24 protein-coding genes are annotated in these 23,736 nt (G+C 43.0%); 11 read left to right on the top strand and 13 right to left on the bottom strand.

Features of this window, described 5'->3' with window-relative positions; all coding sequences use genetic code 11:
• Positions 1–96 precede the first annotated feature (96 nt).
• The 11 genes from ACFSQJ_RS04630 (at position 97) to ACFSQJ_RS04580 (ending at position 10,758) form a co-directional block, all read left to right on the top strand.
• The gene (locus ACFSQJ_RS04630; protein WP_339337143.1) at positions 97–2,355 is read left to right on the top strand and encodes a heavy metal translocating P-type ATPase; all 2,259 of its coding nucleotides are present in this window, start codon (positions 97–99) and stop codon (positions 2,353–2,355) included.
• 22 nt (positions 2,356–2,377) lie between these two features.
• Positions 2,378–2,590, top strand: coding sequence for a heavy-metal-associated domain-containing protein (locus ACFSQJ_RS04625; RefSeq protein WP_047418647.1), 213 nt, complete (start codon positions 2,378–2,380; stop codon positions 2,588–2,590).
• Between the two features lie 15 nt (positions 2,591–2,605).
• Positions 2,606–3,397 (top strand): M90 family metallopeptidase, encoded by a 792-nt coding sequence (locus ACFSQJ_RS04620; protein WP_339337142.1) that lies wholly within the window; start codon positions 2,606–2,608, stop codon positions 3,395–3,397.
• Positions 3,398–3,728: 331 nt separating this feature from the next.
• Positions 3,729–5,501, top strand: a complete 1,773-nt coding sequence (locus ACFSQJ_RS04615) for a tyrosinase family protein (RefSeq protein WP_377765863.1) — start codon at positions 3,729–3,731, stop codon at positions 5,499–5,501.
• On the top strand, positions 5,482–6,432 hold the full coding sequence (locus ACFSQJ_RS04610; protein ID WP_339337139.1) for a hypothetical protein: 951 nt from the start codon (positions 5,482–5,484) through the stop codon (positions 6,430–6,432). Before ACFSQJ_RS04615 ends, ACFSQJ_RS04610 begins: the two co-directional genes overlap by 20 nt.
• Before the next feature lie 332 nt (positions 6,433–6,764).
• Complete coding sequence (locus ACFSQJ_RS04605; protein WP_377765862.1) at positions 6,765–7,130, top strand: four-helix bundle copper-binding protein; 366 nt, start codon at positions 6,765–6,767, stop codon at positions 7,128–7,130.
• Positions 7,114–7,356 carry a hypothetical protein gene (locus tag ACFSQJ_RS04600; RefSeq protein WP_339337137.1) on the top strand — a complete coding sequence of 81 codons (243 nt, stop codon included), beginning with the start codon at positions 7,114–7,116 and terminating at the stop codon, positions 7,354–7,356. Before ACFSQJ_RS04605 ends, ACFSQJ_RS04600 begins: the two co-directional genes overlap by 17 nt.
• 38 nt (positions 7,357–7,394) lie before the next feature.
• The gene (locus ACFSQJ_RS04595; RefSeq protein ID WP_339337136.1) at positions 7,395–7,610 is read left to right on the top strand and encodes a heavy-metal-associated domain-containing protein; all 216 of its coding nucleotides are present in this window, start codon (positions 7,395–7,397) and stop codon (positions 7,608–7,610) included.
• 173 nt (positions 7,611–7,783) lie between these two features.
• Positions 7,784–8,347, top strand: coding sequence for a DUF305 domain-containing protein (locus tag ACFSQJ_RS04590; RefSeq protein WP_339337135.1), 564 nt, complete (start codon positions 7,784–7,786; stop codon positions 8,345–8,347).
• A 72-nt stretch (positions 8,348–8,419) separates the two neighbouring features.
• On the top strand, positions 8,420–9,691 hold the full coding sequence (locus ACFSQJ_RS04585; RefSeq protein WP_339337134.1) for a PQQ-dependent sugar dehydrogenase: 1,272 nt from the start codon (positions 8,420–8,422) through the stop codon (positions 9,689–9,691).
• 581 nt (positions 9,692–10,272) lie between these two features.
• Positions 10,273–10,758, top strand: coding sequence for a hypothetical protein (locus ACFSQJ_RS04580; RefSeq protein WP_314012063.1), 486 nt, complete (start codon positions 10,273–10,275; stop codon positions 10,756–10,758).
• 44 nt (positions 10,759–10,802) lie between these two features.
• On the opposite strand, the gene ACFSQJ_RS04575 is transcribed toward ACFSQJ_RS04580, so the two are convergent.
• The 13 genes from ACFSQJ_RS04575 to ACFSQJ_RS04515 all read right to left on the bottom strand — a co-directional run bounded on the left by ACFSQJ_RS04575 (position 10,803) and on the right by ACFSQJ_RS04515 (position 23,661).
• Positions 10,803–14,159, bottom strand: coding sequence for a TraQ conjugal transfer family protein (locus tag ACFSQJ_RS04575; protein WP_339337133.1), 3,357 nt, complete (start codon positions 14,157–14,159; stop codon positions 10,803–10,805).
• A gap of 12 nt (positions 14,160–14,171) precedes the next feature.
• A complete protein-coding gene (locus ACFSQJ_RS04570) occupies positions 14,172–14,723 on the bottom strand; it encodes a conjugal transfer protein TraO (RefSeq protein ID WP_314012059.1) in 552 nt (183 codons plus the stop codon).
• Positions 14,720–15,694, bottom strand: coding sequence for a DUF4138 domain-containing protein (locus ACFSQJ_RS04565; protein WP_339337132.1), 975 nt, complete (start codon positions 15,692–15,694; stop codon positions 14,720–14,722). Before ACFSQJ_RS04565 ends, ACFSQJ_RS04570 begins: the two co-directional genes overlap by 4 nt.
• A 2-nt stretch (positions 15,695–15,696) precedes the next feature.
• On the bottom strand, positions 15,697–16,536 hold the full coding sequence (traM, locus tag ACFSQJ_RS04560; protein WP_377765861.1) for a conjugative transposon protein TraM: 840 nt from the start codon (positions 16,534–16,536) through the stop codon (positions 15,697–15,699).
• A gap of 202 nt (positions 16,537–16,738) precedes the next feature.
• Positions 16,739–17,362: a hypothetical protein gene (locus tag ACFSQJ_RS04555; protein WP_314012056.1), complete on the bottom strand. Its 624-nt coding sequence runs from the start codon at positions 17,360–17,362 to the stop codon at positions 16,739–16,741.
• Between the two features lie 13 nt (positions 17,363–17,375).
• Entirely contained in the window at positions 17,376–18,281 is a 906-nt protein-coding gene (locus ACFSQJ_RS04550; RefSeq protein ID WP_314012055.1) for a type IV secretion system protein, read from the bottom strand.
• An 8-nt stretch (positions 18,282–18,289) separates the two neighbouring features.
• Positions 18,290–18,922 (bottom strand): hypothetical protein, encoded by a 633-nt coding sequence (locus ACFSQJ_RS04545; RefSeq protein ID WP_339337130.1) that lies wholly within the window; start codon positions 18,920–18,922, stop codon positions 18,290–18,292.
• On the bottom strand, positions 18,919–21,522 hold the full coding sequence (locus ACFSQJ_RS04540) for a TraG family conjugative transposon ATPase (protein ID WP_339337129.1): 2,604 nt from the start codon (positions 21,520–21,522) through the stop codon (positions 18,919–18,921). Before ACFSQJ_RS04540 ends, ACFSQJ_RS04545 begins: the two co-directional genes overlap by 4 nt.
• The gene (locus ACFSQJ_RS04535; protein ID WP_339337128.1) at positions 21,507–21,830 is read right to left on the bottom strand and encodes a DUF4133 domain-containing protein; all 324 of its coding nucleotides are present in this window, start codon (positions 21,828–21,830) and stop codon (positions 21,507–21,509) included. The genes ACFSQJ_RS04540 and ACFSQJ_RS04535 overlap by 16 nt, the downstream gene beginning before the upstream one ends.
• A 2-nt stretch (positions 21,831–21,832) precedes the next feature.
• Positions 21,833–22,189 (bottom strand): hypothetical protein, encoded by a 357-nt coding sequence (locus ACFSQJ_RS04530; protein ID WP_339337127.1) that lies wholly within the window; start codon positions 22,187–22,189, stop codon positions 21,833–21,835.
• Positions 22,122–22,349: a hypothetical protein gene (locus ACFSQJ_RS04525; protein WP_339337126.1), complete on the bottom strand. Its 228-nt coding sequence runs from the start codon at positions 22,347–22,349 to the stop codon at positions 22,122–22,124. The genes ACFSQJ_RS04530 and ACFSQJ_RS04525 overlap by 68 nt, the downstream gene beginning before the upstream one ends.
• Before the next feature lie 125 nt (positions 22,350–22,474).
• Positions 22,475–22,939 carry a hypothetical protein gene (locus ACFSQJ_RS04520; RefSeq protein WP_339337125.1) on the bottom strand — a complete coding sequence of 155 codons (465 nt, stop codon included), beginning with the start codon at positions 22,937–22,939 and terminating at the stop codon, positions 22,475–22,477.
• Between the two features lie 2 nt (positions 22,940–22,941).
• Complete coding sequence (locus ACFSQJ_RS04515) at positions 22,942–23,661, bottom strand: ParA family protein (protein ID WP_377765860.1); 720 nt, start codon at positions 23,659–23,661, stop codon at positions 22,942–22,944.
• Positions 23,662–23,736: the final 75 nt, after the last annotated feature.

Raw genomic sequence — 23,736 nt, 5'->3', positions numbered from 1 at the left:
AGATAAGTGAAAATTCTGCAAATCATTCGGCTTATTACGTAACACATTAAAATCATTAAATCCTGAAATTTGTAGTGTACAAATAAGAATGGATTTATGGAGGCAATCAACATATTTGAAACCAAAAAAAGGAATACTAAAAAAGGAATACTAAAATCCTTCCCAGTAACAGGGATGACCTGTGCGGCATGTGCATCTAGTGTTGAATCTATACTCTCACATACCGAAGGTGTGAACGACGCGCAAGTTAACTTTGCCAACAGTTCGGTATTGGTGGATTACGACGAAGCCACTACCGAAGAACAATTGCAAAATGCCTTAAGACAGGTCGGTTATGATATTATTATAGATGCTGAAGACCCTTCAGGAATACAACAAGAACTTCAACAGAAGTATTATCAGGACATAAAAAACCGTACCATCTGGTCGGCTATACTTACGCTACCCATTTTCGTGTTGGGAATGTTCTATATGCAATGGGAACCTGGCAAATGGATTTCTTTGGTATTGGCCTTTCCCATTCTTTTTTGGTTTGGGCGTAGCTTTTTTATCAATGCGTTCAAGCAGGCCAAACACGGAAAAGCAAATATGGATACCTTGGTGGCGTTGAGCACCGGAATCGCCTTCCTCTTTAGTATGTTCAATACTTTCTTTCCTGAATTTTGGTTGAGTCGTGGCATCGAGCCTCACGTGTATTACGAAGCGGCTACTGTGATTATTACCTTTATTTCCTTGGGGAAACTATTGGAAGAAAAGGCAAAATCAAATACCTCTTCAGCCATCAAAAAGCTGATGGGCCTTCAGCCTAAAACCCTTAAAATTATTGAGAATGGGGAAGAAAAGGAAATTCCTATTGCATCCGTACAGGTAGGTCAGACCATTTTGGTACGTCCCGGAGAAAAGATTCCTGTGGATGGCGAAGTTTCCAAGGGAAGCTCGTATGTAGATGAAAGTATGATTACTGGAGAACCTGTTCCAGTTCAAAAATCCCAAGAGGAAAAGGTATTCGCTGGTACCGTTAATCAAAAAGGGAGCTTTCAATTTACCGCTGAAAAAGTAGGTGGAGAAACCTTGCTTTCACAAATTATTAAAATGGTTCAGCAAGCGCAAGGGAGTAAAGCACCAGTTCAAAAACTGGTCGATAAAATTGCCGGTATTTTCGTTCCTGTGGTATTGGGCATTTCCATTGTAACCTTCATGGTCTGGATGTCAATAGGAGGCGATAATGCCTTCTCACAAGCCTTATTAACTTCTGTAGCCGTATTGGTCATCGCTTGTCCCTGTGCCTTGGGCTTGGCAACGCCTACCGCCATAATGGTGGGTATCGGCAAGGGAGCCGAAAACAATATTTTGATAAAGGATGCAGAAAGTTTAGAGCTTGGCCATAAAGTAAATGCAGTCATCCTCGATAAAACGGGTACGATTACGGAAGGAAAACCATTGGTAACCGATATACTTTGGAAGGATACCCTTGAAAATCAAAATAAATACAAGGAAGTTCTCTTGGCTATCGAAGCACAATCGGAACATCCTTTGGCAGAAGCAGTCGTTAATCATTTGAAAGAGGAAAATATTGAACAAGCAGAAATTACTTCCTTCGAAAGCATTACCGGAAAAGGTGTAAAGGCGCAACAGCAGAATGGTTCAAAATATTATGTGGGCAACCATAAACTAATGGTCGAAAAGAATATTCAAATCGACGCTACTTTAATGCAAACGGCAGAAAGTCTCGAAGAAAAGGCAAAAACAGTCATATTCTTTGGTAACGAAAATCAAGTGCTAGCGATACTGGCCATCGCGGACAAGATTAAAGAAACTTCAAAAAAAGCCATAGCTACGCTTCAAGAAAGAGGCATCGAGGTCTATATGCTCACGGGAGATAACAATAAAACGGCTTCTGCCGTGGCACATCAGGTAGGAATAACAAATTATCAAGGCGAAGTAATGCCTTCCGACAAAGCGGCTTTTGTTGAAGAATTACAGGTGGAGGGAAAAATTGTCGCAATGGTAGGCGATGGTATCAACGATTCGCACGCGTTGGCGCAAGCCAATGTTAGTATTGCAATGGGTAAAGGTTCGGATATAGCAATGGATGTTGCAAAAATGACCTTGATAACATCAGATTTACAATCTATCCCAAAAGCATTGGAACTATCAAAAAGAACCGTGTTGGGCGTACGTCAGAACTTGTTCTGGGCATTCATTTATAACATCATTGGTATTCCAATTGCAGCAGGAGTTTTGTATCCAGTAAATGGATTTTTATTGGACCCAATGATTGCAGGGGCGGCAATGGCATTTAGTAGCGTGTCCGTGGTTGCCAATAGCCTCAGATTAAAACGGATAAAGCTTTAATGTAAACTATAAATTCAAAATTATGAAGACTCTAAAATTCAAAACAAATATCAACTGCGGTGGGTGTGTATCAAAAGTAACCCCTTTTTTAAACAAACAAGAAGGTGTAGAAAGTTGGGAGGTGGATACCGCTAATCCTGATAAAATCCTTACTATTGAGAGCGATGGTGCAACCGAAGAAGATGTAAAGGCAACTTTGCAAAAAGTGGGATTTAAAGCAGAACCTGTAGATTAAAACCTTTCTTTTAATATGGTTTATATTTTAATTTCGGTTGTGATTATTCTCTTTGCTGTTCATTTTTATAGAAAAGCCAAACGCCAAAGCGTAAAGCCATTTCCAGAGCATTGGCATAAATTATTAATGGATAATGTGCTGTTTTATAGAAACCTTTCAAAAGATAGGCAGCTTCTTTTTCAGCAAAAAATGATGCTATTTTTAAGTGAGGTCTATATCGATGCTGTGCAGTTTGAACTGGAAGAGTTGGATAAGGTTTTAATTGCAGCAAGTGCCGTCATTCCAGTTTTTGGCTTCAAGGAATGGCACTACACAAATTTAAGTGGCATCCTTTTATATCCAGATAATTTTAATGAGGATATGCAATTCAGCAGTAAGGATAACTCACGGAATATTGGTGGAATAGTTGGTAATGGAAGATTCGAGAAACAGATGATACTTTCTAAAAAAGCATTGTATCACGGCTTTAATAATACAACCGATAAAAGTAATACTGGCATACACGAATTCGTACATCTTATAGATAAGTTGGACGATAGAACAGACGGTGTGCCAGAACGGCTATTGGAACATCAATATGCCATACCTTGGTTAAACTTAATCCATAAAGAAATGGAAGCGATAAATGATAACCACTCTGATATCAGAAAATACGGAGGCACTAATCAAGCTGAATTCTTTGCCGTTGCTTCAGAGTATTTTTTTGAACGCCCGAGCTTGCTTAAAAAGAAACATCCCGAATTATATCAAATGTTGGTTGAATGTTTCCGTCAAGAACCTAAAACTGACGAGCCCAAAAAGTCATAATTAATTCAATGGTGTGACTTGTTTGACAGCCTCTATTGAGTCCGTTATTGTAATAATTACTTGCAAATCAAGTTCATAAACCTCCGATTTTCTTCAACACATACAATTTTGAATACAGATTGTACATATTTTTCCTACAAATTGTAGAAAAAAGATAATTTTGAATCCTATAATAAGCTCTGCCTATTTTTACTCATTCTTCCCCTATCAGAGCGGTCATACATAAACGGATATTCTTTAAGCAAGAAAGATTGCCAATTCCTTTCTAGAAATTGGACTGCTTTTTTCTGAAGAAACGGCAATTCAATTACTTAATCGAAAATAGAATATTATGGCGCTGGGAGACGGAATAAGAAGAAACATTGCACATGTATCGGATGTTGAAAGAGATCGTTTTATCAATGCGGTCGTACAACTAAATAGTCGTTATTATGCCGATGGGGTTTCCAAATGGGTTAAACAAGATCAAATACATGAAGCTACCCATGTACATGGTGGGCCTTCGTTCTTGCCCTGGCATAGGGAGCTGTTAAATCGCTACGAACAGTTATTAAGGGAAATTGATCCCGATTTGTCACTGCATTATTGGGATTGGACGGAAGACCCACGTGCCGCCGCTAATGTAAGTGGAGGAACATACAATATTTTCACGACTTCCTTTATGGGCGAATCCAACGGAAATGTGGGAGCGCCATTTGCTGGCTTTCCACCCATTTCGAGAGATGTTGCAGGAGGTGCAGCCGCTCCTTCACATCCTAGCGTTGAGTCCGACACGACCATTCTCGATTCATCCGATGGCTTTCCGCAAAGTGAACAATGGCATGAATTTCGATTAAGGCTCGAAGGTTCTCCCAACCATAACAGCATTCATGGCTATATTGGGGGCACCATCGGCCCTGCCCATACCGCCTTTGAAGATCCGTTCGTGTTTGTGATGCACGCGAACATAGATCGCCTGTGGGCCAGATGGCAGACGGAAGTCGGCGAAGAGTGGCGTTTGGATCCGCTATTCACTTACGGAAACGAGACCAATGATCCTTCCATAGTCGAAAACCTAGAACCATGGGCAGGTGGCTCTGGACTAAGACCTTGGGCGGCACCCGATAATCAGCAAGAAGTCAAAAACTCCAAACATATATCGGTTGTGATTCCTCCCTGTTACGATACCAATTTGAACAATGAGCCCATTGTTGAAGTGGATAATGTTGGTACGCCACCTTTAATTAATTTTAAAGATATACCTGAAGGAGATACAGCTGCCCGTGCAGCCGTATTCAATATATTCGGTTGTGCCGAGGCTACAATTAGGGTAAAACCTGGATCAGAGCCATCGTCACCGTTTTCAATTCTACATCCGATATCCGGTTCGATAACCGTAGCGCACGAACCTGTTGCTTTTAAGATAGGTCGTATATGGTTGGCATTTACGGCTGGTGCGGCGGGTGTTGCCGTACCGGATGGATCGGTCACGTTTGAATGCATAGAGAGCGGACAGGAATTTACCTTTACCCTCAAGGCGAATGCTATAGAGAGGCCAACAGTGGCAGTAATTCTTGCTTTAGATCAATCGGGCAGTATGAACGATCCAGCAGGAAATTTGGGAAATACTCGTATCGAGGTACTTAAGGATGCGGCGAGGACTTTTGCGGAAATCATTCCGCAACAAAACGGTCTTGGGTTGATTCGATTCGATTCAAATGCTTATCCAGTAAATCATGCTACCTTCCCCGGTCTAAACGTGACCAAAATCAATTCGGACAGTATGTTGGATGCGAATCGCATTATGGCAATCAATGCGGTAACGAGCCATGCCACGAATCCGGGAGCGAGAACTTCCGTAGGCGATGGAGTGCAACTGGCAAGGGATGTATTGGCCCCAATCCCTCTTTCGGAATATCAACAAAAGGCCATTATCGTATTTACCGATGGTCTGGAAAACGAACCGGTAGATATTGCCGATGTAACCGGGGCTATAGATAACCAAACCTTTGCCATTGGTCTTGGAAATGAAAGTCAAGTAAACACCACTGCGCTCACAGCACTTGCAAACTCCACCGAAGGTTGGTTATCTTTTATTAACCGGATTGCTATCGGCGAATATTGACGATTACTTTAGGCTAACAAAGTATTTTTTACAAATACTTGCAGGAGTAACCAATAACAATATTATTCTTGATCCAAATGGTTACATAGCCCCTGGTACAACAATTAGTATTCCTTTTTATGTAAACGAGGCTGATATTGACGGCACGGTAATTTTACTGACCGATTATCCAGTGGTGGATATCATTTTGGAAACTCCCGGAGGGGACTTAATTAATTCTGGCAATGCAGCGGGTCTCGGTATTTCCTACGGCGAAGGTTCCAAAAGCAAGAACTATAAATTCACAATGCCTGTTGCCTTTCCTGCCAATAATCATGGCGGCAAATGGATTGCACACCTTAAAGTGGATAAAGATGATTTTAAAAAATATGTATCGATACTTAGGGATACAAAAAATAATGACCCTAATGCCATACAATCTTTTGTTACACACGGTGCCAGATATTCGTTGGTTGTCAATACGTATTCCAATCTAAAGATGGAAGCCGCCATTTATCAGGATAGTCTTGAACCAGGCTCCGAGATGGTATTAAGGGCGACACTTAATGAATATGGCCAACCCGTTGAAAACAGGGCAGTAATAAATGTCGAGGTAGAACGACCCGACAATACACAATTTGTTCTGCAACTTGATGAAATAGAAGCTGGTGTGTTCGAGAAATCGTTCCCTGCGCAAATCTCTGGGACTTATTTTTGTCGGTTTGTTGCACGTGGTGCTACGTTAAGAGGAACGGCATTCACAAGAGAACAGACCTTCACGGGTGCAGTATTTAGGGGCGGCGATAATCCAACCAATGGAGGGAATACGGGCACGGATGACCCCAGCAGTATAGGCGAACTAATCGAAAAATGCTGTAAAAACCTCACTCGCATATTGATTGCGATACTGATATTGCTAGTAATTTTTATTATACTGTATTTGCGTAGATAAAAGTATATTTCAATTATTAAAACCATAAAGGCCGCCCACTTCGAGAATGGCTTTTGTGGTTTCTATTCTTTAGATATTATTTGAAGAAAAGTTACTTGCCCAAAACTTCATAGAACAATCGTTCCAACCTTTTACCTCGCCCCAAAGAATACTTCAAGCATCGAATTCGATTCTAAACTTCACAGCAGTCTCTTAACCCTTTATTAATAGAATTAAAAATGAAATCTTTTACGGCAACCCTATGCGGTTTCGAATGATATTTTTAATAGAAATTTAGGAAAGGTGTTCATTTGAATTCGTTAGACGACACGCTAAAAAAATTGGAAACATTCATGAATAATTCAAAAATTTTAATAGAAACCCTGAACAATTGCGTTGTTCAGTGCAATCGTTGTGTCGATGCCTGCTTGGATGAAGATGACATCGCTTCAATGGTAGACTGCATTCGTGCCAATCGCGTATGCGCCGAAATTTGCGGTACAGCCTCGAAAATACTGGCCACGACCTATAAAGACGTTGGCGACCTGATAAAGTATTGCCATAGGCTGTGTATGTCATGTGCCACGGAATGTGAAAAACATGAACATCAACATTGTGTTGAATGTGCGGAAGCCTGTAGAAAATGTGCGGCTGCCTGCAAGGATACTTTAGTGAAATATGAAACCTCAAACATACAGCAAGATGAAAATTATTTTTAGAACAGCTGTATTTCTAAACCCATTTTTAGTGCTGACCTACTGTTTGGAAGGTAAAATGAAGCAGAGCGTAAAGGTACTAACACCTCACGAAGTCAAGGCTGCAGCCCAAACTTATAGGGTAGCCAAATACTTCGCAGAAGGTTTTGGGTACAAGTATGGTGTTGAACCTTCTGGAAATCAAAAATCCATGTGTTGGGGAAAAGTTGATGGACTGCGGTTTGGTTGATGAAGTAATAGAAATATAACTGATTAAATTATAAGAAAATGAAGAAAACATATTCAATCGAAGGGATGAGCTGCAACGGATGTCGCGGCCATGTAGAAAAATCACTTTTGAACGTAACGGGCGTCGCCGATGTATCGGTCGATTTGGAAGACGCACAAGCAACTATTGAGTCACAGCATGAGGTACCACTGGATAATTTAGAGGAGGCGCTACAAGATAGCCAGTATTCGATTCAGCCACTGAAAGTTGATTAACATCGCCTCGTCATAATAGTTGTATGAACTTTTTGTAAACGAAATATCAAATCAAATCACTCTTATGGGCCAGATTATGCACAAACATTCATACCGTCCAGAGGAAAAGAACGCTTTTAAGAATTTAATTTCAATTTATTCAAGAACATAACTTTAATATAGAACCTAAAAAAATGGAAAACAAACACGAAAACGGCAACAATTACGGTAAATTTTTTACGATGATTGCTACCGCAATGGTAGCAATGTTCTTTTTAATGTATACCCATTCGTACCAGATCATTGATCATTTCTGGTACAGTGAAACCCGATTTTTCATGACGTTGATCATGGCCGGTTCCATGATTGTCATAATGCTCCTCTTTATGTTGAATATGTACAAAAAGCGGGGAGTAAACATAGCAATAATCGGATTGGGTATCCTATTGATAGCCGGTGGTATCGGTTTGGTTAGAAGTCAGGTTACCGTCACTGGTGTTGATTATATGGAAGGCATGATTCCCCACCATTCCATCGCCATTTTGACAAGTGAGCGGTCTCAAATTAAGGATATACGCGTAAGGAAACTTGCTGACGAAATTATAAAGGCACAGCGTAGGGAAATTATGGAAATGGAATGGCTGATCAACGATATCAAAGAGAATGGTCTAGTAAAAACAGAAGAAGAACGGAAAAACAGGCCCTTGCCCAAGTTTGAAGGAAAGCTAGGCGAAGAAACACGAAACCTGACTGAATAGCTAGATTACTTTGGCTTGGAAAACGAGGAGGGTTGATTTTGATTTGACTTCCAACAGGAAAATTCGCACATTATGAGAACTTTAGCAGTAATTTTTAGCCTTACTATATTCGCTTACGGCTTGGGGCAGGATAAAGCGATAGATTCGCTTCCCGAACCGTTCGCTACGAAATCCGTTTCTAACTTTTCGAATGTCATAGGTTGGGAAGACGGTAGGACGCCCAAAGCACCGGAAGGTTTTACCGTTACCAAATACGCCGATGGTTTCGAGAACCCTCGTTGGTTGTACGAACTGCCCAATGGTGATATTTTGGTTGCACAGGGCAATTCGAACTATGGTTTCTTTAAACGTATCGGTGCATGGCTTATCGGTGCGGGGAAATCCAAAAATCTTTCCCCTAGTGCCGACCTGATTACCTTGCTCCGTGATATCGATAACGATGGAAAGCCCGATGTTCGGGAAACCTTTCTTCACGATGGCTTGAACCAACCTTTCGGTATGTTGCTCATTGGAAACTCTTTTTATGTGGCGAATACCGATGCATTGATGCGATATCCATATAAAGAGGGACAGATGAGCATTACCGCCAAAGGGGAAAAAATAGCCACATTACCGGCCGGAAAGGCCAATCAACATTGGACGCGAAACATCATAACGAACGGAGATGAATCGAAAATCTATATTGCAGTGGGAAGTGGGAGCAATATTGCAGAGAATGGTATTGAAAAAGAATTGTTGAAAGCTAACATTTTACGCTGCAATACCGATGGTTCGGAATTGGAAGTACATGCTTCCGGTCTTCGAAATCCCGTTGGAATGGACTGGGAACCAGAAACCCAAGCTTTATGGACGGTGGTCAACGAACGCGACGGGCTGGGCAACTTTCTGGTGCCCGACTATCTGACCAGCGTTCAAGAAAATGGTTTTTACGGATGGCCCTATACCTACTTTGGACACGAAGATCCGAGAGTCAAAATCGAAAAGCCCATGAGAAGGGGCGAAGCTTTGATTCCGGATTATGCCCTAAAATCACACACGGCCTCCCTAGGATTGGTCTTTTATGATGGGAATAGTTTCCCGGAAAAATATCGCGGCGGTGCGTTTATTGTACAACACGGTTCTTGGAACAAAGAAAAACTTTCAGGCTACCGGGTCATCTACATTCCCTTTAAGAATGGGAAGCCCTCGGGACCTGAAGAAGATTTTTTAACAGGTTTTATAGTTAATCCAAATGAAGACGAAGTTTACGGTAGGCCCGTAGGTGCAATAGTTACCCAAGATGGGTCATTATTGGTAACCGATGATAAAACGCATACGATTTGGCGTATAAATACAACCGACTGAATTCGTAATCCAACTTCATTTCCTATGGAGTGGTGTTCTTCTAAGAACTTAAAATTAAATTTGAGGTTATTGCTGCAACGAATAGGTATATGGGCCATGTCCTTTCTTGTTTGAGCCAGCCCATTCCCCGAACATTTTAGGAATGCCACCGCCCAAAAATAACGAGTCATCATCTACAATCAGCCAAGAAATAATTGGGGCGGGATTATTGTGGGACCATATCTTTTTTCAACTTCAACAAATTTGAGCCTATGAAGAAATTTTAATATGAGCGCTCACAATGAAAAGGAATCAAAAGTGTACACCAATAGTTTTGAAGCTTTGGCTTTGTTTGCCATGTTCCTGCGGAAGTTCAAAAATCTTCCACTTCAAGACTTCCCGAGCGAACCGCTACGCCGGTTCGCATTCGGGGTCTTTCAGTTCCAGATTTTTGAACACCCTCTGAACCGCGCATAAACCCAAACAGACGAAAAAAATCGCCTGTTTGCATTTATCTTGCCGCCGCACAATTAATTTTGAAAATTCTTGTTTAAAAGATATAATCCTCATTAATATATTTGTACTAATCCAAGGCACATCAAATGAAATCAAATGTTTTCGTTTTTCTTGCACTCCCAATGCTGCTATTTCTTTCATGTAATAATGATGATGACAGCGTAGCGGAGTCGGATAGGAGCCAAGCTTTGTTGGGCCAATGGGAGTACGAGGCCATTGATTCCAATACTGCCGTTGATATTAATGGGGACGGTACGGTCAACGTTGACTTGTTCAACACCAACGAAATACGTCAATGTCTAAAAGATAATTTAACTTTTTTCAGCTCTCGGGGGCCTGGAGAAAAAAATGCTTTTTCTATTAATGAAAACGGACTATCTTGTGGGGAAGTACCCGCATTTCAAAATGTCGAAGATGATAGGTACGAGCTCATAAACAATGAGATTATACGATTTGATAATCGTAGCGATTGGATTATCGTAGAGTTTTCCAACGACCAATTGGTTGTTGACGAAGAGGATTTTTTGGACGGTCAAGATGTCGTTATTACCTATACTTTTAAAAGAAGCTAGTTTTAATTGCCTTTAGTCAGTAGTATTGAAAGCGCCCATGATGCTTAAACTCTGACCACTCTTCCTGTAACTCTTTCACTCCATTGGCCATTCGTATCCCTGACCCTTACCTCGAAATCCTGATCAAGATATTTCAAGCGGCTTTCACGGGGTTCCTCTTCCAGCATGAAATACCTATCCACTCCACTGCCCGTGGCTTCGTTGTAATTGAATAAGCGAGTATCCCATCGGTTGGAACTCCTGTTGAATATCCTGATTTCTACCTGATCCAACGTCGCACCGCCATAAGCCTCCGAACACCCAATATCAAAACAGGTATAAATCCTGACTTGATAATCGCAACCGTTCAATCCCCCACAACTGACATTGTACTTTTCCCCTTTGACCAACGCCACAGGTTTTCTTATGGTGTCCACAAATGTGCTTTCGATTTGGGATTGCCCCGTTGAATTCTCCACTTCAAAATCAATGGTAAACGTATCTTGGCTATCGGGATAGAAGGTAAGGTTAGTACTTCCATAATTCAATGGAATCGTTTGCCCCTCATCATATCTATTTCCACCATAAAGGAAATAACCGACGCGGTTTCCACTAAAGGAGAATGTCATTTGATAGGTTACATCCGGGTCATGTGTGCCAATGGCGTTGGTAATGACCGCAATGTTAAAAGGTTCCCCCTCCAAACGTTCTCCGGGGGCCTGACTAATGGTCAATTCGAATGGTTCCTCATATACCGTATAGTTTATATTGACGCTGGCCGTTTTCTCAACATCCGATGAAGAGCGCACTGTGAAAGTGATGTTGTGGTTGCCCTCGGTCGTTCCAGTATACTTTCCCGAAAATGCCCCCACAAGTACGTCAAAACTTTCACCGGCGGAGTAGCTAGTACCTCCGTATTCAAAAGAACCATTGTTACCACTTGCTGAAAAATACATCTCGTAGGTATCCCCGCCGATTCCGATTTCGGAAATATTGAAGTTGATATCCACCTGTTCCCCGGTATAGGCCTGCTGCAATGTGCCTGATGCAGTAAAGGTATAATCTTTGGCCGCCACGTTTACCGTAATATCCACTGTTTTCTCCAACCCTGTATCGTTTCGAACGGTGAAAGCCAATCGAACCGTGCTCTCATTGGTTCCCTCAAGCGTCCAATTAAAGTTTCCAGTATTGACATCGTAACTGTTACCTGGGCTTACCTCGATACCGTTGTTATCCCTGATGAGTGCATTCCCGTTCATACTGAAACGCATGGTGTAATCCGAAGACCCCACACTTTCGGAAATATTGAAATTAAGGCCAGTAGTTTCCCCTACAGTTATATCCGATTTTTGGGTTCCCGCCGTAAAGGTAAAATCCACTTGGTCGTAGGTTATAGTAGTATTGGCCGTTCGAGTAACATCCGAACCGGATTCCACGCTTAGAATGATATTGTGCTGGCCAGGTTCCAGTCCTGTATATGTGAGATTATTGACTCCTGCACCCAATGGGAACTCTTCCCCTGGACCGTAGGCCACACCATTGACCGACATCGAACCGTTCTGGCTTGATGAAAAGAAGGCCGAGTAGCTATCGTTCGCTCCCTCGGGTACTTCATCAATATCCACAATAATCCCAACCGGAATATTGGAAAATTCCGTTGCTTTTGATGGTGTCATGCTTACCGTAAAATCATTATTCCCCACGACGACCGTAACTTTTTCTTCTAAAATCTGTCCATTACTATCCCGAAGTAAAAAGGTAATTTCATAAGTCCCGGCCTCTTGTGCAATAAAATCATATGCAAAACTTCCAGGTCTTACCGTAAAATATTGGCTCGGCACAATCGGGGAATTCCCATTGTAAAGCTGGGCCTCACCACCCGATATAAAATAATTCAGTTCATAAGCTACTCCGCTATAATCACCTTTTTCAATGAGGCTCAATGAAATAGTTCCGCGTTGCCCAACCAACACCTCATTACTATTGGCGGAGGCATTAAATTCCAGTTCTAGCTGTTTCGCCTCCAAATCGATTTCAACAGGTCCGACTTCCTGCCCATAATTGTCCGTAACGAAAAAGTTGATTCGATGCGGGCCCAAAGTTTCCGGAGTATAGAACAATGGAAAATTGCCCAATTCCACGGGATAGTCCGTATTGTTGCGGATTATATCGCCATTGATTCCCGTAACCGTTCCGTTTCCTTCCTCCGGATCGTAGGTCAGGAAATAGTCGATGTTGGACGTTTTACCGTTCGATTTGATGTTGAAGTTAAGCTGTGTTCGCTGGTTCACGAACACTTGGTTGCTTTCCGAGTTTCCACTAAACGTAAAGGGGATATTGGCAACTTCGATTTCGACACTGTCGCGTTTCATCTGGCCATTGCTATCGCGGAGGTCGAAATAGATTTTACGCTGTCCCAATTCATCGTCCTCGAAAGTGAAGTTGTAATTGCCCGGCCCGATGGCACGAAAGGTTCCTGGATCCATAACCCCTCCATTTTGGTCCCGTACAGTTCCCGCACCTTGACTATCGGACGAAAAAGAGTGGCTTATGTCATAAGTTACTTCGCTTTCCTCGTCTTGAGTTTGCAAGTCAATATTGATGGCCAAATTGGTTTCTAGCTCAACCTGCGAGGAAGCCGCCGTAGCCCTAAAGGTAAAGTTGATATTTCCTACCACCAATAGCAGTTCATTGGTCAATGTGGCCCCATCAGGGGCCTTGGCAGTCATTGTCAACTTATGTTCACCCAAGGTTTCTGGTTGGTAGCTAAATTCCGTTACGCCCTTTGGCAGCATAAACGGAGTTCCGGCATCATAGGTGTTTTCGCCTAAAAAGAGTTTGCCGGAACCATCCTCCAATTGATAGGTGATTTCGAAATCCTGATCGGTCTCTTTGCCGGGATCGAAAGTCTCCCTATCACGTAACAGCGTTACGTTAATTGGATTTCGGCTATTGATGATGAAATCGTCGGTACCTTTGGTCAATAGAAAACTAAAGCTAGCGTGTCTGACTCTGTAGGTCAGCTCCAACTCTTTTTGTATTTTGTTCGAATCCCAGGCCAATACCTTGACCCTGTGCATACCCGTATCGATGGGCATGTAGCGGTAGGATGGGTCAAAATCCTTTACCGGTATCGTATCGGTCTCGCGAATGGTATCATTTTCAGTCCCAAGGTAATAGCCTCTTCCATTGAGGATATCATATTTCATAAAATAGGAAACCGTGGAGACCATCCGCTCGGGCTCCAAGCTGAAATCAGTTTTAACGGCTTCGAACACAAAACCGTTTTCCTCATTGGTGCCATCAAAGTTGAAATCAAAGGAATCCTGTACTATTCCTTCAAAATCTTTGCTACATGCCAATATAAAAATCATGCATAGCATACCTATGGCGACTATACGTTGTGGGGTACTGAATTTCATAACGTCGTCTTTTTAAAACAAAAAATACCGCAGACCGACACCGGCATACGGGTAAAAATTTCCCACGTCCGAATTGACGTGGTAGTATTCGTTCGCCTTGACCAATATGGAAAAATCGTTACTGATGCCTACTTCCAATTCTGCACCGAGATATAGACCGTATATAAATTGGCTTTTGCCGTTGATGAGGGCACCACTGGGAAGTTCATTGCTCCCGTTGTTAATGACCTCATATCCGAACAGTCCGCCCCCACCTAGGAAGAGGCTAAAATTTTTCCGCTGAGGGGCGATGAATACGCGATAGTACAGTCCGGGCTGTATAGTAAAGATGTTGTAAGGAATATTTTGGTCACCTTTGTCCTCCGCAATTGCGGCCAAAACACTTATCTGAAAATATCGATAGCGATCGGGATGAAAATTGAACGTTCCCATAATACCGTAGCCATCCTCGACATATCCGCCGCTCACGCCGACCGAAGAGGCAAGGTTGCCCCGCATTTGGCCAAAGATGGATGAGGCCACCAGACAAAATAAAATCGTAACAAAAAATCCTGTTCTCTTCATGATTTAAAGCCTAAAGGATTGTTAATGACAGAATGGTCTATGTCCAAAGACAAGTTTCGATTGCCCTTTTCTTCGTCCAGTTCCACCGTAAGAACTTTTTGCCGATCAAGGGTAAACTTATCGAAGACCACCATGAAATAGTTCTCTGAATTCCCCTCGACCTTTTTGGGAACCTTGTACCGGAACAAAGGTTTTTGTGCTTTCTTAATATTACTTGAACTGTTTTTGTATTTCGTAGCGATGCTGAATTTTATAAAATTGACGTCATAGTCGATATGCTCCTTGTTCTCCAATCGGAACTGCAGGTAAATTTCATCGTTTTCGTAGTACACGTTCTCCAGCCAAAGAAATACGTTATCGAATTTGGACAGATAGCGAATTATTTTGCCCTTGTTGAACTGATTGTAATAACATCGCCGACGTATGTATTCCATTCGGTCCAAGACATACAGTTCCCGGGTAAGCGGTAAAGGCTCACCTTCGGTCTCCCCGGTCTTAACGCTCAATTTTTCCTGGAAAGTCTCGGTAGGAACCTCGGTTTGCTCCATATCCAGTTGTCGTGAAACGTTGGATTTGTCTATTTCGTGATTCCCTCGCTTTTTGGAAAGCTCGTCAAGGTTATCCGCCATGGCGGTGGTTATGGTCCATCGCTTCTTGGAGGGGATGTCCACCAATTTCAGGATAAAATCATAGGCTAGGCCATCACGGGTATAGATTGTATAGTTTGTAAAGTCTGTTATATCGGGTGCCACATCGTTATAGATCAGCAATGCGATATTCCTGACCGTCCCGGAACCAATTTTTGCCGGAAAGGATTCTATGAAATTGAGCTCTTTCCCGTTAATGGAAAAATCATATGGAGCGGGCAGGACCAATATCGTCTTATAGTCCCTTGAGACCGGAATAGTGTCCAGCTGTGCCATTGCCGACAACGAACCGAATAACCAAATAATTGTCAATAGGGATTTCATCTTCATTGCATTACCAATAACAGTTCATAATCATCGATCAATAAAATCTTATCTTTCTCCTTTAACCTTTTTTTTCGCAGGAACGTTCCCAAACCCCTAGTAATACCTTTCAGGACATCCGGTGCCCCGCTCGTGATTTCGTCAGCGGCTTCCTGTAGGGCATCGCCTGCCGTCTCGGCCTTGTACTCCCTCCAGAGCTCTCCGGCCCTCTTGTTATATATGCCTTCCCGACCGTCGTTAAAATCCCTGACGGAGATATCGACCGGGTAATGTTCGATATTGTCTATGTCCAAATAGACCCTGTTTCCCTGTATCGAAGCCAAGGCATGGATAAACGTATTCTTGGGAAATCGTTTTTTGTGTAGAACCATGTCCTCCATGAGCAGCAGCCGTACATTCTCATTGGGCAAAATGAACTGGTCGCCATATACCGTTGCCCTAAAGAAAGTCGGCTTTCCGTTTTCGGGCACCTCCTCTTGCTCTTGCTCAGGATGGGGAATTTGCCCCGAGGATTCCCCGATTATTTTCTTTTTTCCCTCCAATAGCTTTTCACGATAGGCCAAGCGATTCTCCACAAATTTTTGCTTTTGTTCCTCCACGGTCATCATAGTCTTCTTTTCCCTTTCCACTGTTTTATTACTATCTGAAATTTCGGCCTGTGGAACATCCTGCTGGTCCGATTCTAAGGATAGTCCTTCCAATCGTTTCAGGATCCTTTGGAGCGAATCGTTTTCTGAATCGTTCATCCGGGCAACGTCCGGTAAAGCCGAGGATTTCTCCACCTTTTTCTTTGCCAAAGAATCCGTAATTTTCAAAGGTGTATCGGTAGCACTGGATTCCAAGGTCGGGACTTTGCCGGGCAACTCCGGATTAAAGCCATTCGACACATCGGTCTCGGAGTTAGGCCTTAATTGGAAATCCTTGACGTTCTCAATAACAAAGAAACTGGTGAGTATCAGGATCAGGGGTAGGGCAATGGCAAAGTTTCGGTGCCTGACGACCCAGCGTTTCAAACGTTTTATGTTGTCCCCTAATTTCATGTCCCTAGTGTTTGATGTCCGAATTGTCCACGACCTCAAAATCCAAAATCTTGATTCCGTTCAGGTTATTCAAGGTGATTCCCGTTTTTTTCAGGTATCCCTTGGTGACCAGTTTCCTATACGTTGTGGTTTTGCCTTTTTCTATGGCCTGTTTACCGTAGAAGTTGAACGGAAACGGATAGGTTGCATAGTCGATTTGAATCGAATCAAGTTCGACAAAGTAGTTATAGTCCCGCATTGCCACATCATGGAAGTACTTTTTTTCGACCAAACGGGCATATAAGCGGTTGCCTGACCCATCCACCATGAACAAGGCCTTTCCCTCGATATTCTTTCTTATTAGGTCCAACTCGGGTTCCAGAGCGAAAAAAAGTTCATGAAAATTGATAATATGTCCCTCACAAAGAATTTCGAGATTTTGCTTGATATCCCTGATGGGAGCTATTGGTAGGCGTTGCCCTCCGTATAGTAGATAAGCGTTATTGTTGGCCCGCTCGTTTGCCGCCGTTACATAATAGCTTGCAATGGCAAAGATTACGGCCACCAACACCAAACACCCATAAACCAGCCGCTTGTTGTGCCTTCGGCCTCTGTCTATATCGTTAAAAATCATATACCTATCCTTCATAAGCGAATCTTTATTATTGGATGAGTGTCCTCGCAGCTTTTGTGGCCCCGCCACTCTTCGCGTCGATGACCGTTTGTATCGCTTTTTTTCCGTAGTGCTTGGGCTTCGAGACGATGCCACCGCCCGAAATGTTGAGCCCTTGGACTACAAAATTGGCCAACGTCGGGGCCTTGATGTAAAAGAAGGAGGTCATCAAGATCAAGAGAGATGAACTCAGGATCAATCCAAGGTCATAGGCACTTTTACGGAGCAAATGATCCACCAGCGCATCCACAAGATTGACCATGAACATATCGACTACATATAACATGGGAAGCCATAGGCACAGGCTCATGAACTTTTGCAACCACGCTTTCCATAGGCCCGAAATGGCTGGAATGAACGAAAGCCCTATGTTAATAGGTCCAAAAATGATAAGAATGAAAAGGTAGATGGTGGCCAAAGCCTTGATACCAACGAAAATCAGTGTAGAAACGATATGGGCAAACGCCGTTATGGAACCCGCCAAACCGGTAAGGGCAAAGGACTGCAACGCATCAATATCCATGCTGAACAAGTTCCATTCCACAACGTTATTGGCCGCCACATCGATTTGGGCCAAGGCCACCTTCTGCCCGATGGTGTCCCAGTTCTTTTGCGTACTGACAAAGGAAGAGCCCAAGTTGTTGTAAAATTCAAAGATGGCATGCGCGAACTCGGAGTAGTTATAGAGGATGAACATCAAAGGAAACCACTTCAGGGCCTTGAACACATCGGCCCTGTCGTTACCCACAAAATGCATGATGGCGAAGATGCCCAGCCCGATTTTTGCCATTTGGAAGCCTATACCCAAGGTAGGGGCCAAATTGGTAAAAGCATCGTCGATATACTGATTGAATATCGTGTTCACCGTTTCTCTAAAACCTGTATCCGATTGCATAATGTATATCAATTGGTTTTAATCAGTGAATAGACCGCTTTGCGGTGTTCATTTTTTTGTAAGAGGGACGTATTGACCTTTATTATGGCTTCTAAAATAGTGTCCATATTGTCTAAGATGGACCGTAATGCCGAAAGCCTATCGGCCGATTCGATGATTTCGCCAGTGGTGGCAATCTGGGATCCTTGGGATACCAAGGAAGAAACCTGTAACAGGGCATCGGCCAAAATCTTGGTAGCCCTTTCCTTTTCCACTTTTTCTAGATTGGAAAAGGAGCGCAGGTTTTTCTGTGTGCCCTTATAGGCTTCCACGATCTTGTCCTTTAGGGCGTACAGTTCGTTCATTTCAGGACTTCCCATGACATAACTGGCCGGAGTTCTTTTTGCGGTAAGGTCTTGGCTTAGGATTTTTGAAGCGCTGGAATTGGCGGTAACATTTCGCTCCATCTGTGCCAAAAGCTTCCCCATGGTCGAGTTCAAGGTGACCAGTTGCGAATTGAGCGTGGCCACATTTTGATTGAGCAGTACCAGTTGGGCATTGGCCGCTACATCGGTCACGGGTATTTGGGCGGTTCCAAAATGGGTTATCAGCCCTATCAAAATAGTAAGACATACAATTCTTGGTTTTACATACATCATCATTTTCTATATTTTGGGTTAAGGTCACTGCCGTTCAAATTCTCTGAACCGGATTCCGCCAGTTCGGTTTGCAGCTGTTTATAGGCGTTGGCCGTTCTTTCCCAAACATGGCCATGTTTCTTATGTAGTCGGGTGATCTTTGCTTTTTCGTTGGGATTGGTTTCAAAAAGACATTTCGTTGGCAAGGAGGTCTCCAATCCGAATACCTTGACACGGTCTTTCCAACAAATGGCCATTTCCCGCAATTTCCGACCGATAGGCAAATCTTTGTTATTGGATAGGATCAGTTGCTTCTGCTTTTCGTTCAGTCCCAATACTTGCTGGATTTCCTCAAAGGAGTTGCCAAATTCACCAAGATCGAGCAAGACCTTGATATGGCTGTTTACCACGATGGTTTTGCCGATATATTTTGATTTGACAAAATCGCTTACTTTTTGGGAGATAAAAATGGGCTGACCCCCAAATTTCCGTGCCATTCGTGACTGTGCGTCGAAATAACTGGCCATTATCGGATTGTCGAAAAGGTCCCACGCTTCGTCGACGTTCAGTATTTTGTTCAGGGATAGTTTTTTGGGATCCTTCAACTTTTTATCGAAAACATCGATCATCAAAAAAGCCAGAATCGGGAAAAGCTGCTCGTTGTTGATCAGGTTCCCCAACTTGAAGTATACCAGACGTTCATGGCTCAGTCTGGATATCCTTGAATCCCTGCTGTTCAGCAAATATCCCCTAGGTCCGTCATGGGCATATTTTCCCAAGAGCAATAGAAATACATAGGGGTCGAAGACTTCCTTTCGGATACCCTTGGCATCCATAAGTGGGCCCAAGCATTTGCTGGTATGGTCGTAAAACGTATTGAAAGAGTATTCGGGATGGCTTTTTCCAAGTTGTTCCCGATAATACCCTTGAACAAGCAGTTCAATGATGGTCTTGGTCACGGCATCATCATGACCGTCTTCCTTACCGTTTCCTTGCTGTCCCAGCAAAAGATGGACCAGTGCGATGAGTTGGGTCAATTTGTGTTCGGTAAGTACCTTTTCACCACCTTTGTCAACGGAATCCACCGAATCCAGCACAAAGGGGTTGAATGTAAAGGGATTTTGATCATCGTTCTCAATAACGACCCCATCCAAATAGTCCAACAGTTTGTCATAGGAGTTCCCATTCTCAAGAATAAGGATCTCGGCTCCCTCGCGATACTCGGAGAATAAATAGGCATTGGCGTAAAAGGTTTTTCCGCCTCCAGATCCCGAAGCGATGAGCATGCCCCGGTTAAAAATCCAATCCTTTGCTTCAGGTTCCCTGTAAAGGCTCACCAATAAAGGTTTGCCAGTGGCCCTATCGACCATACGCAATCCGTGTGGGCCGTGCAACCGGTTTTTATAGCCCCCTTCAAAATACCAAAGACTGGCCGCCATGTCGGAGGAAAAGGGGCTATAGAGTTCCGAGCTCAATCCGATACCGTTGCCAAGGATACCCCCGAAAAATAGATTCTTTCTATCCACCGTATTTTCCTTCGCACGGACGCCCAGTTTCCTAAAAGCCGACCTAACGATATTGCACATCGACCTGAAGGACTTCTTTGTACCGGAAAGGCCCAGAACGTTCAAGTGGTAATAGACCAACTCCTTATGCTCGTTTAGTGTATGTTGTTGGAAATCATAAATTTGGTCGCGGTAGGTACTGTTCTTGTCCCCCTTTTTGTTCCTTGCATATTTGTTCAGGCGTTTCGCCTTGGACCTCAATTTGGCCATGGCCTTCTCTTTTTCCGGTATATAAATATACTGGTTGATAATATGTTCTTGGGGAATCTTGAAACCAAGGGAAAACAGGTTCCCGATGGGGAAGAGGTTGTCCCCGGTGCTGTATTTTCCAAAATACTCGTGAAAGGCCATATCCTCTTTGGAGAACTGGTCCAGATTTTCCAGAGTGAAAAACTGCCCCTGTTTGTCGCCGACCCTAAGACCGTTATCGGAAAAATCAATATCCTTGCCCATGCCTTCCCCGTAGCCCGTTTCCAAATAGCTATCGTAATAGCCCGCCCCTCCGAACAGTTCCTCGAAATCAAGGATTTTCGAAGTCATCAGGCCCGAATCGTTGATAAGGTCGTTTACGGCCCCGACCCTGGCCTCGAAATCTGCCATAACGCCTTCATCGAGGTATTCTTTGGGAACGTGGTTCTGGCCATAGAACCTACGTTCCTTTTTCAAAAAGGAATTGGCCCCTAGCGGGGTGCGGCCGATGTAGTTTTTGGGTACTTTGTGGATGGCCAAATAGCAACGATGCTCCAAGAAGGGCCGGTCCTTAAAATAAAGCTCATCCTCTGTCTCAAAAAAATCCCGCTCCAACCTCTGCCTGTCCATGGAATAGTTTTCCCCAAAAAACAGGTCCTGCTTGTGCAAAAGACAATTTTCGCCGAGTATTTCCAAGATGCCGGAAACCATACGATTGAGGTTCAGGTAATCCTTACTTTCCAAAGTGTAGATTTCCGGAAGTTCTAACTGCAACGGGATGCTTAGGCAACCTCTTTCCTTGGATACCAAAATCGGGGCCTCATAACCGTAAATGGGAAAGGCGTCCAAAAGATTTATTCTTTTTTCCATAGCACTAACATTTTTTTGTTGACATGGCCTTTTACACCAACCGGTCCCTTTCTGTCAGCCCTTGACTTAATAAAACCATTTTCCCCGTACGCCTTTGAATAGAAAAGCATAAGTATGATGTATAGGGCAGCGGTACAGAAGGAAAGAAGAAGGCTCAGAAAGGTCGGGATGACCGTACTGAGGAACAGCCCCATCATCAGGGAAAGGAACGAGCCCTTAAAGGCCTGGTCCACATATTTAGCGCGAAGCCCAAAGAAGGAAACGTCCTTTTGCAGGGCCTTAGGGATTTTGACCAACTTGTTTTCCATGATTAGTTGGCCAAGTTTTCCCCAATCTCGATAAGGCCGTAGAAGATGACCAGTCCCACAATGGCATTGCCTACTTTACGGGCCATGTCTTGGTTCTGTTCCCTGATAATAAGAAAGGCCAACGCCGCAATGGCTAGAAGTACGCCTGCGGCAATCTTGATGATTCGGAAAATACTGTTCCCGATTTGTGCCGTACCCTGTTCCGCTTCGTTGACTTGATCGACCAGTTCATCGATTTGGGCAAGGCCGGCAGCATGTAAAGTGATAAGTAGGAGTAAAGTCAGGAAGACTTTAATCGGAATCTTTCGCTTCCCCCTCCGGAGGGGGTTCGGAATTTTTAATAATCTTAAATTTTTCATGTTCTGGAATTAAGGATTCATTCTGAACATCTTTATCGGACGCATTGAAAATATCCAACAGCTCAGAGCTGGTTTCATTCCCATCGACACGGTTGAGTAACTGGTCCATATCTTTATCCTTTAAAGATGTGTTTTTTACAAATATATGTGATTTTTGCATATATGAATCATTTTCCTGAACTTTTTTTTCGTTTTTTGATTTTTTAAGTGCGACAAGGACAAACAAATACCATAACAGACATAGGCTGCCGATGATGACGTATACGATATGTTCCCATTGCCAATTCAAATCTTATCAATAATTCTATTTAGTTCCCGAATGTTTTCTTGGTGGTAAAGCTCAAGGGCCTTACGCATAATATCGTTTCGGGAAACCTTTTTTTCTAATTTGTAACTGCACGCACTGGCCAGCCGTTCATAGTCATTGAAGCAGGCCTTACTCAACCTAAAGATAAATTGCTCCTTTTTGTCGGTATAGTGGTCTTGTTCCATTAACCTCTCGAATTCCACAACTTTTTCTTGTTCCCTTCGGCTCAACTTTGTCATTGTAAATTTTCCCTGTACCGTTGTCCGCGCTTTACTACCCTCAACGTTTTTATCGCTTCTTTCTTTTATATCAATGGAACTTTTTTCGGCTTCATTGATTTTTGTACTTCGTTGTTCTTTAAGTCCCTCGACTTCTTCCTTGGTATCCATATTGTCTACGATTGCCGATTCCAGCAAGTCCTTTACGTTCATTTTTTTGCCCATCTTCAATTTTTTGAAATTTTTATAACCTCTTCCATAAATCGTTTTAACCCTAGTTCGCCGTTCTCTTTTGTCGGTGGAATCGGGATCAAAGTATTCCGGTACCGCTCCCTGTATACTGTGCGTTCCATGACGACCTGTTCCATCATGGGCATACCTGCTTTTGCCAAGGTCTTCTTCACCGTATCGAATTTATTAACCTTGACCAGCTCGTAGCGGTTAAAGAAAAGGTTGACGGACCGTAATACCCGATTTTCGTTCTGGAGATAGTTTCTTTCCAGCGTTTTATAGAACACTGCCGTACTGTCGATTTCCAGTTCGTCGAGAAAAAAAGGTATAAAGATGTGCTCGACATAAAGCAGCCCCCTTACCATTTCCTCATTAAGGTTTCCGGGAAAATCGACGATGATAAAATCCACAGTAGCATAGTATCTCTTGATCAACGATTCCAAGGTTTCGACCGTTGCCCGTTCCACGGGAAATATTGGCATCTCGGTTGGGCCCATCTGCCGCAGATCGCGTTTCCGCTTTTTGTATACGGAATACTGCGGGTTGTCCATATCGATCAACACAACCTTCTTTTGGTATAGATGGTACAGATTGGTCGCCAAGATGATATTGAGGGTCGTCTTGCCACAACCGCCCTTTTCCCCGGTACATGAAATTATTTTGGTTTCCATATATATACTTTTAAAAATCATATGGTCATATGACCATATAGTCATTGCATGCTATATTGCTATATAGCATTGATTGATTATTGCATTATACATTGCTATAACGCTATATAGCAATGTACA

Origin of the sequence: Croceitalea marina, from assembly GCF_042684265.1 — a bacterium.
Classification (GTDB): Bacteria; Bacteroidota; Bacteroidia; order Flavobacteriales; family Flavobacteriaceae; genus Croceitalea; species Croceitalea marina.
This window is presented reverse-complemented; position numbering and strand designations above follow the sequence as displayed.

Coding starts and splice junctions, on each gene's coding strand:
- ACFSQJ_RS04630 (WP_339337143.1), top strand. CDS start 97: ATGGAGGCAATCAACATATTTGAAACCAAAAAAAGGAATACTAAAAAA.
- ACFSQJ_RS04625 (WP_047418647.1), top strand. CDS start 2,378: ATGAAGACTCTAAAATTCAAAACAAATATCAACTGCGGTGGGTGTGTA.
- ACFSQJ_RS04620 (WP_339337142.1), top strand. CDS start 2,606: ATGGTTTATATTTTAATTTCGGTTGTGATTATTCTCTTTGCTGTTCAT.
- ACFSQJ_RS04615 (WP_377765863.1), top strand. CDS start 3,729: ATGGCGCTGGGAGACGGAATAAGAAGAAACATTGCACATGTATCGGAT.
- ACFSQJ_RS04605 (WP_377765862.1), top strand. CDS start 6,765: ATGAATAATTCAAAAATTTTAATAGAAACCCTGAACAATTGCGTTGTT.
- ACFSQJ_RS04600 (WP_339337137.1), top strand. CDS start 7,114: ATGAAAATTATTTTTAGAACAGCTGTATTTCTAAACCCATTTTTAGTG.
- ACFSQJ_RS04595 (WP_339337136.1), top strand. CDS start 7,395: ATGAAGAAAACATATTCAATCGAAGGGATGAGCTGCAACGGATGTCGC.
- ACFSQJ_RS04590 (WP_339337135.1), top strand. CDS start 7,784: ATGGAAAACAAACACGAAAACGGCAACAATTACGGTAAATTTTTTACG.
- ACFSQJ_RS04585 (WP_339337134.1), top strand. CDS start 8,420: ATGAGAACTTTAGCAGTAATTTTTAGCCTTACTATATTCGCTTACGGC.
- ACFSQJ_RS04580 (WP_314012063.1), top strand. CDS start 10,273: ATGAAATCAAATGTTTTCGTTTTTCTTGCACTCCCAATGCTGCTATTT.
- ACFSQJ_RS04575 (WP_339337133.1), bottom strand. CDS start 14,159: ATGAAATTCAGTACCCCACAACGTATAGTCGCCATAGGTATGCTATGC.
- ACFSQJ_RS04570 (WP_314012059.1), bottom strand. CDS start 14,723: ATGAAGAGAACAGGATTTTTTGTTACGATTTTATTTTGTCTGGTGGCC.
- ACFSQJ_RS04565 (WP_339337132.1), bottom strand. CDS start 15,694: ATGAAATCCCTATTGACAATTATTTGGTTATTCGGTTCGTTGTCGGCA.
- ACFSQJ_RS04555 (WP_314012056.1), bottom strand. CDS start 17,362: ATGAAGGATAGGTATATGATTTTTAACGATATAGACAGAGGCCGAAGG.
- ACFSQJ_RS04550 (WP_314012055.1), bottom strand. CDS start 18,281: ATGCAATCGGATACAGGTTTTAGAGAAACGGTGAACACGATATTCAAT.
- ACFSQJ_RS04545 (WP_339337130.1), bottom strand. CDS start 18,922: ATGATGATGTATGTAAAACCAAGAATTGTATGTCTTACTATTTTGATA.
- ACFSQJ_RS04540 (WP_339337129.1), bottom strand. CDS start 21,522: ATGGAAAAAAGAATAAATCTTTTGGACGCCTTTCCCATTTACGGTTAT.
- ACFSQJ_RS04535 (WP_339337128.1), bottom strand. CDS start 21,830: ATGGAAAACAAGTTGGTCAAAATCCCTAAGGCCCTGCAAAAGGACGTT.
- ACFSQJ_RS04530 (WP_339337127.1), bottom strand. CDS start 22,189: ATGAAAAATTTAAGATTATTAAAAATTCCGAACCCCCTCCGGAGGGGG.
- ACFSQJ_RS04525 (WP_339337126.1), bottom strand. CDS start 22,349: ATGCAAAAATCACATATATTTGTAAAAAACACATCTTTAAAGGATAAA.
- ACFSQJ_RS04520 (WP_339337125.1), bottom strand. CDS start 22,939: ATGGGCAAAAAAATGAACGTAAAGGACTTGCTGGAATCGGCAATCGTA.
- ACFSQJ_RS04515 (WP_377765860.1), bottom strand. CDS start 23,661: ATGACTATATGGTCATATGACCATATGATTTTTAAAAGTATATATATG.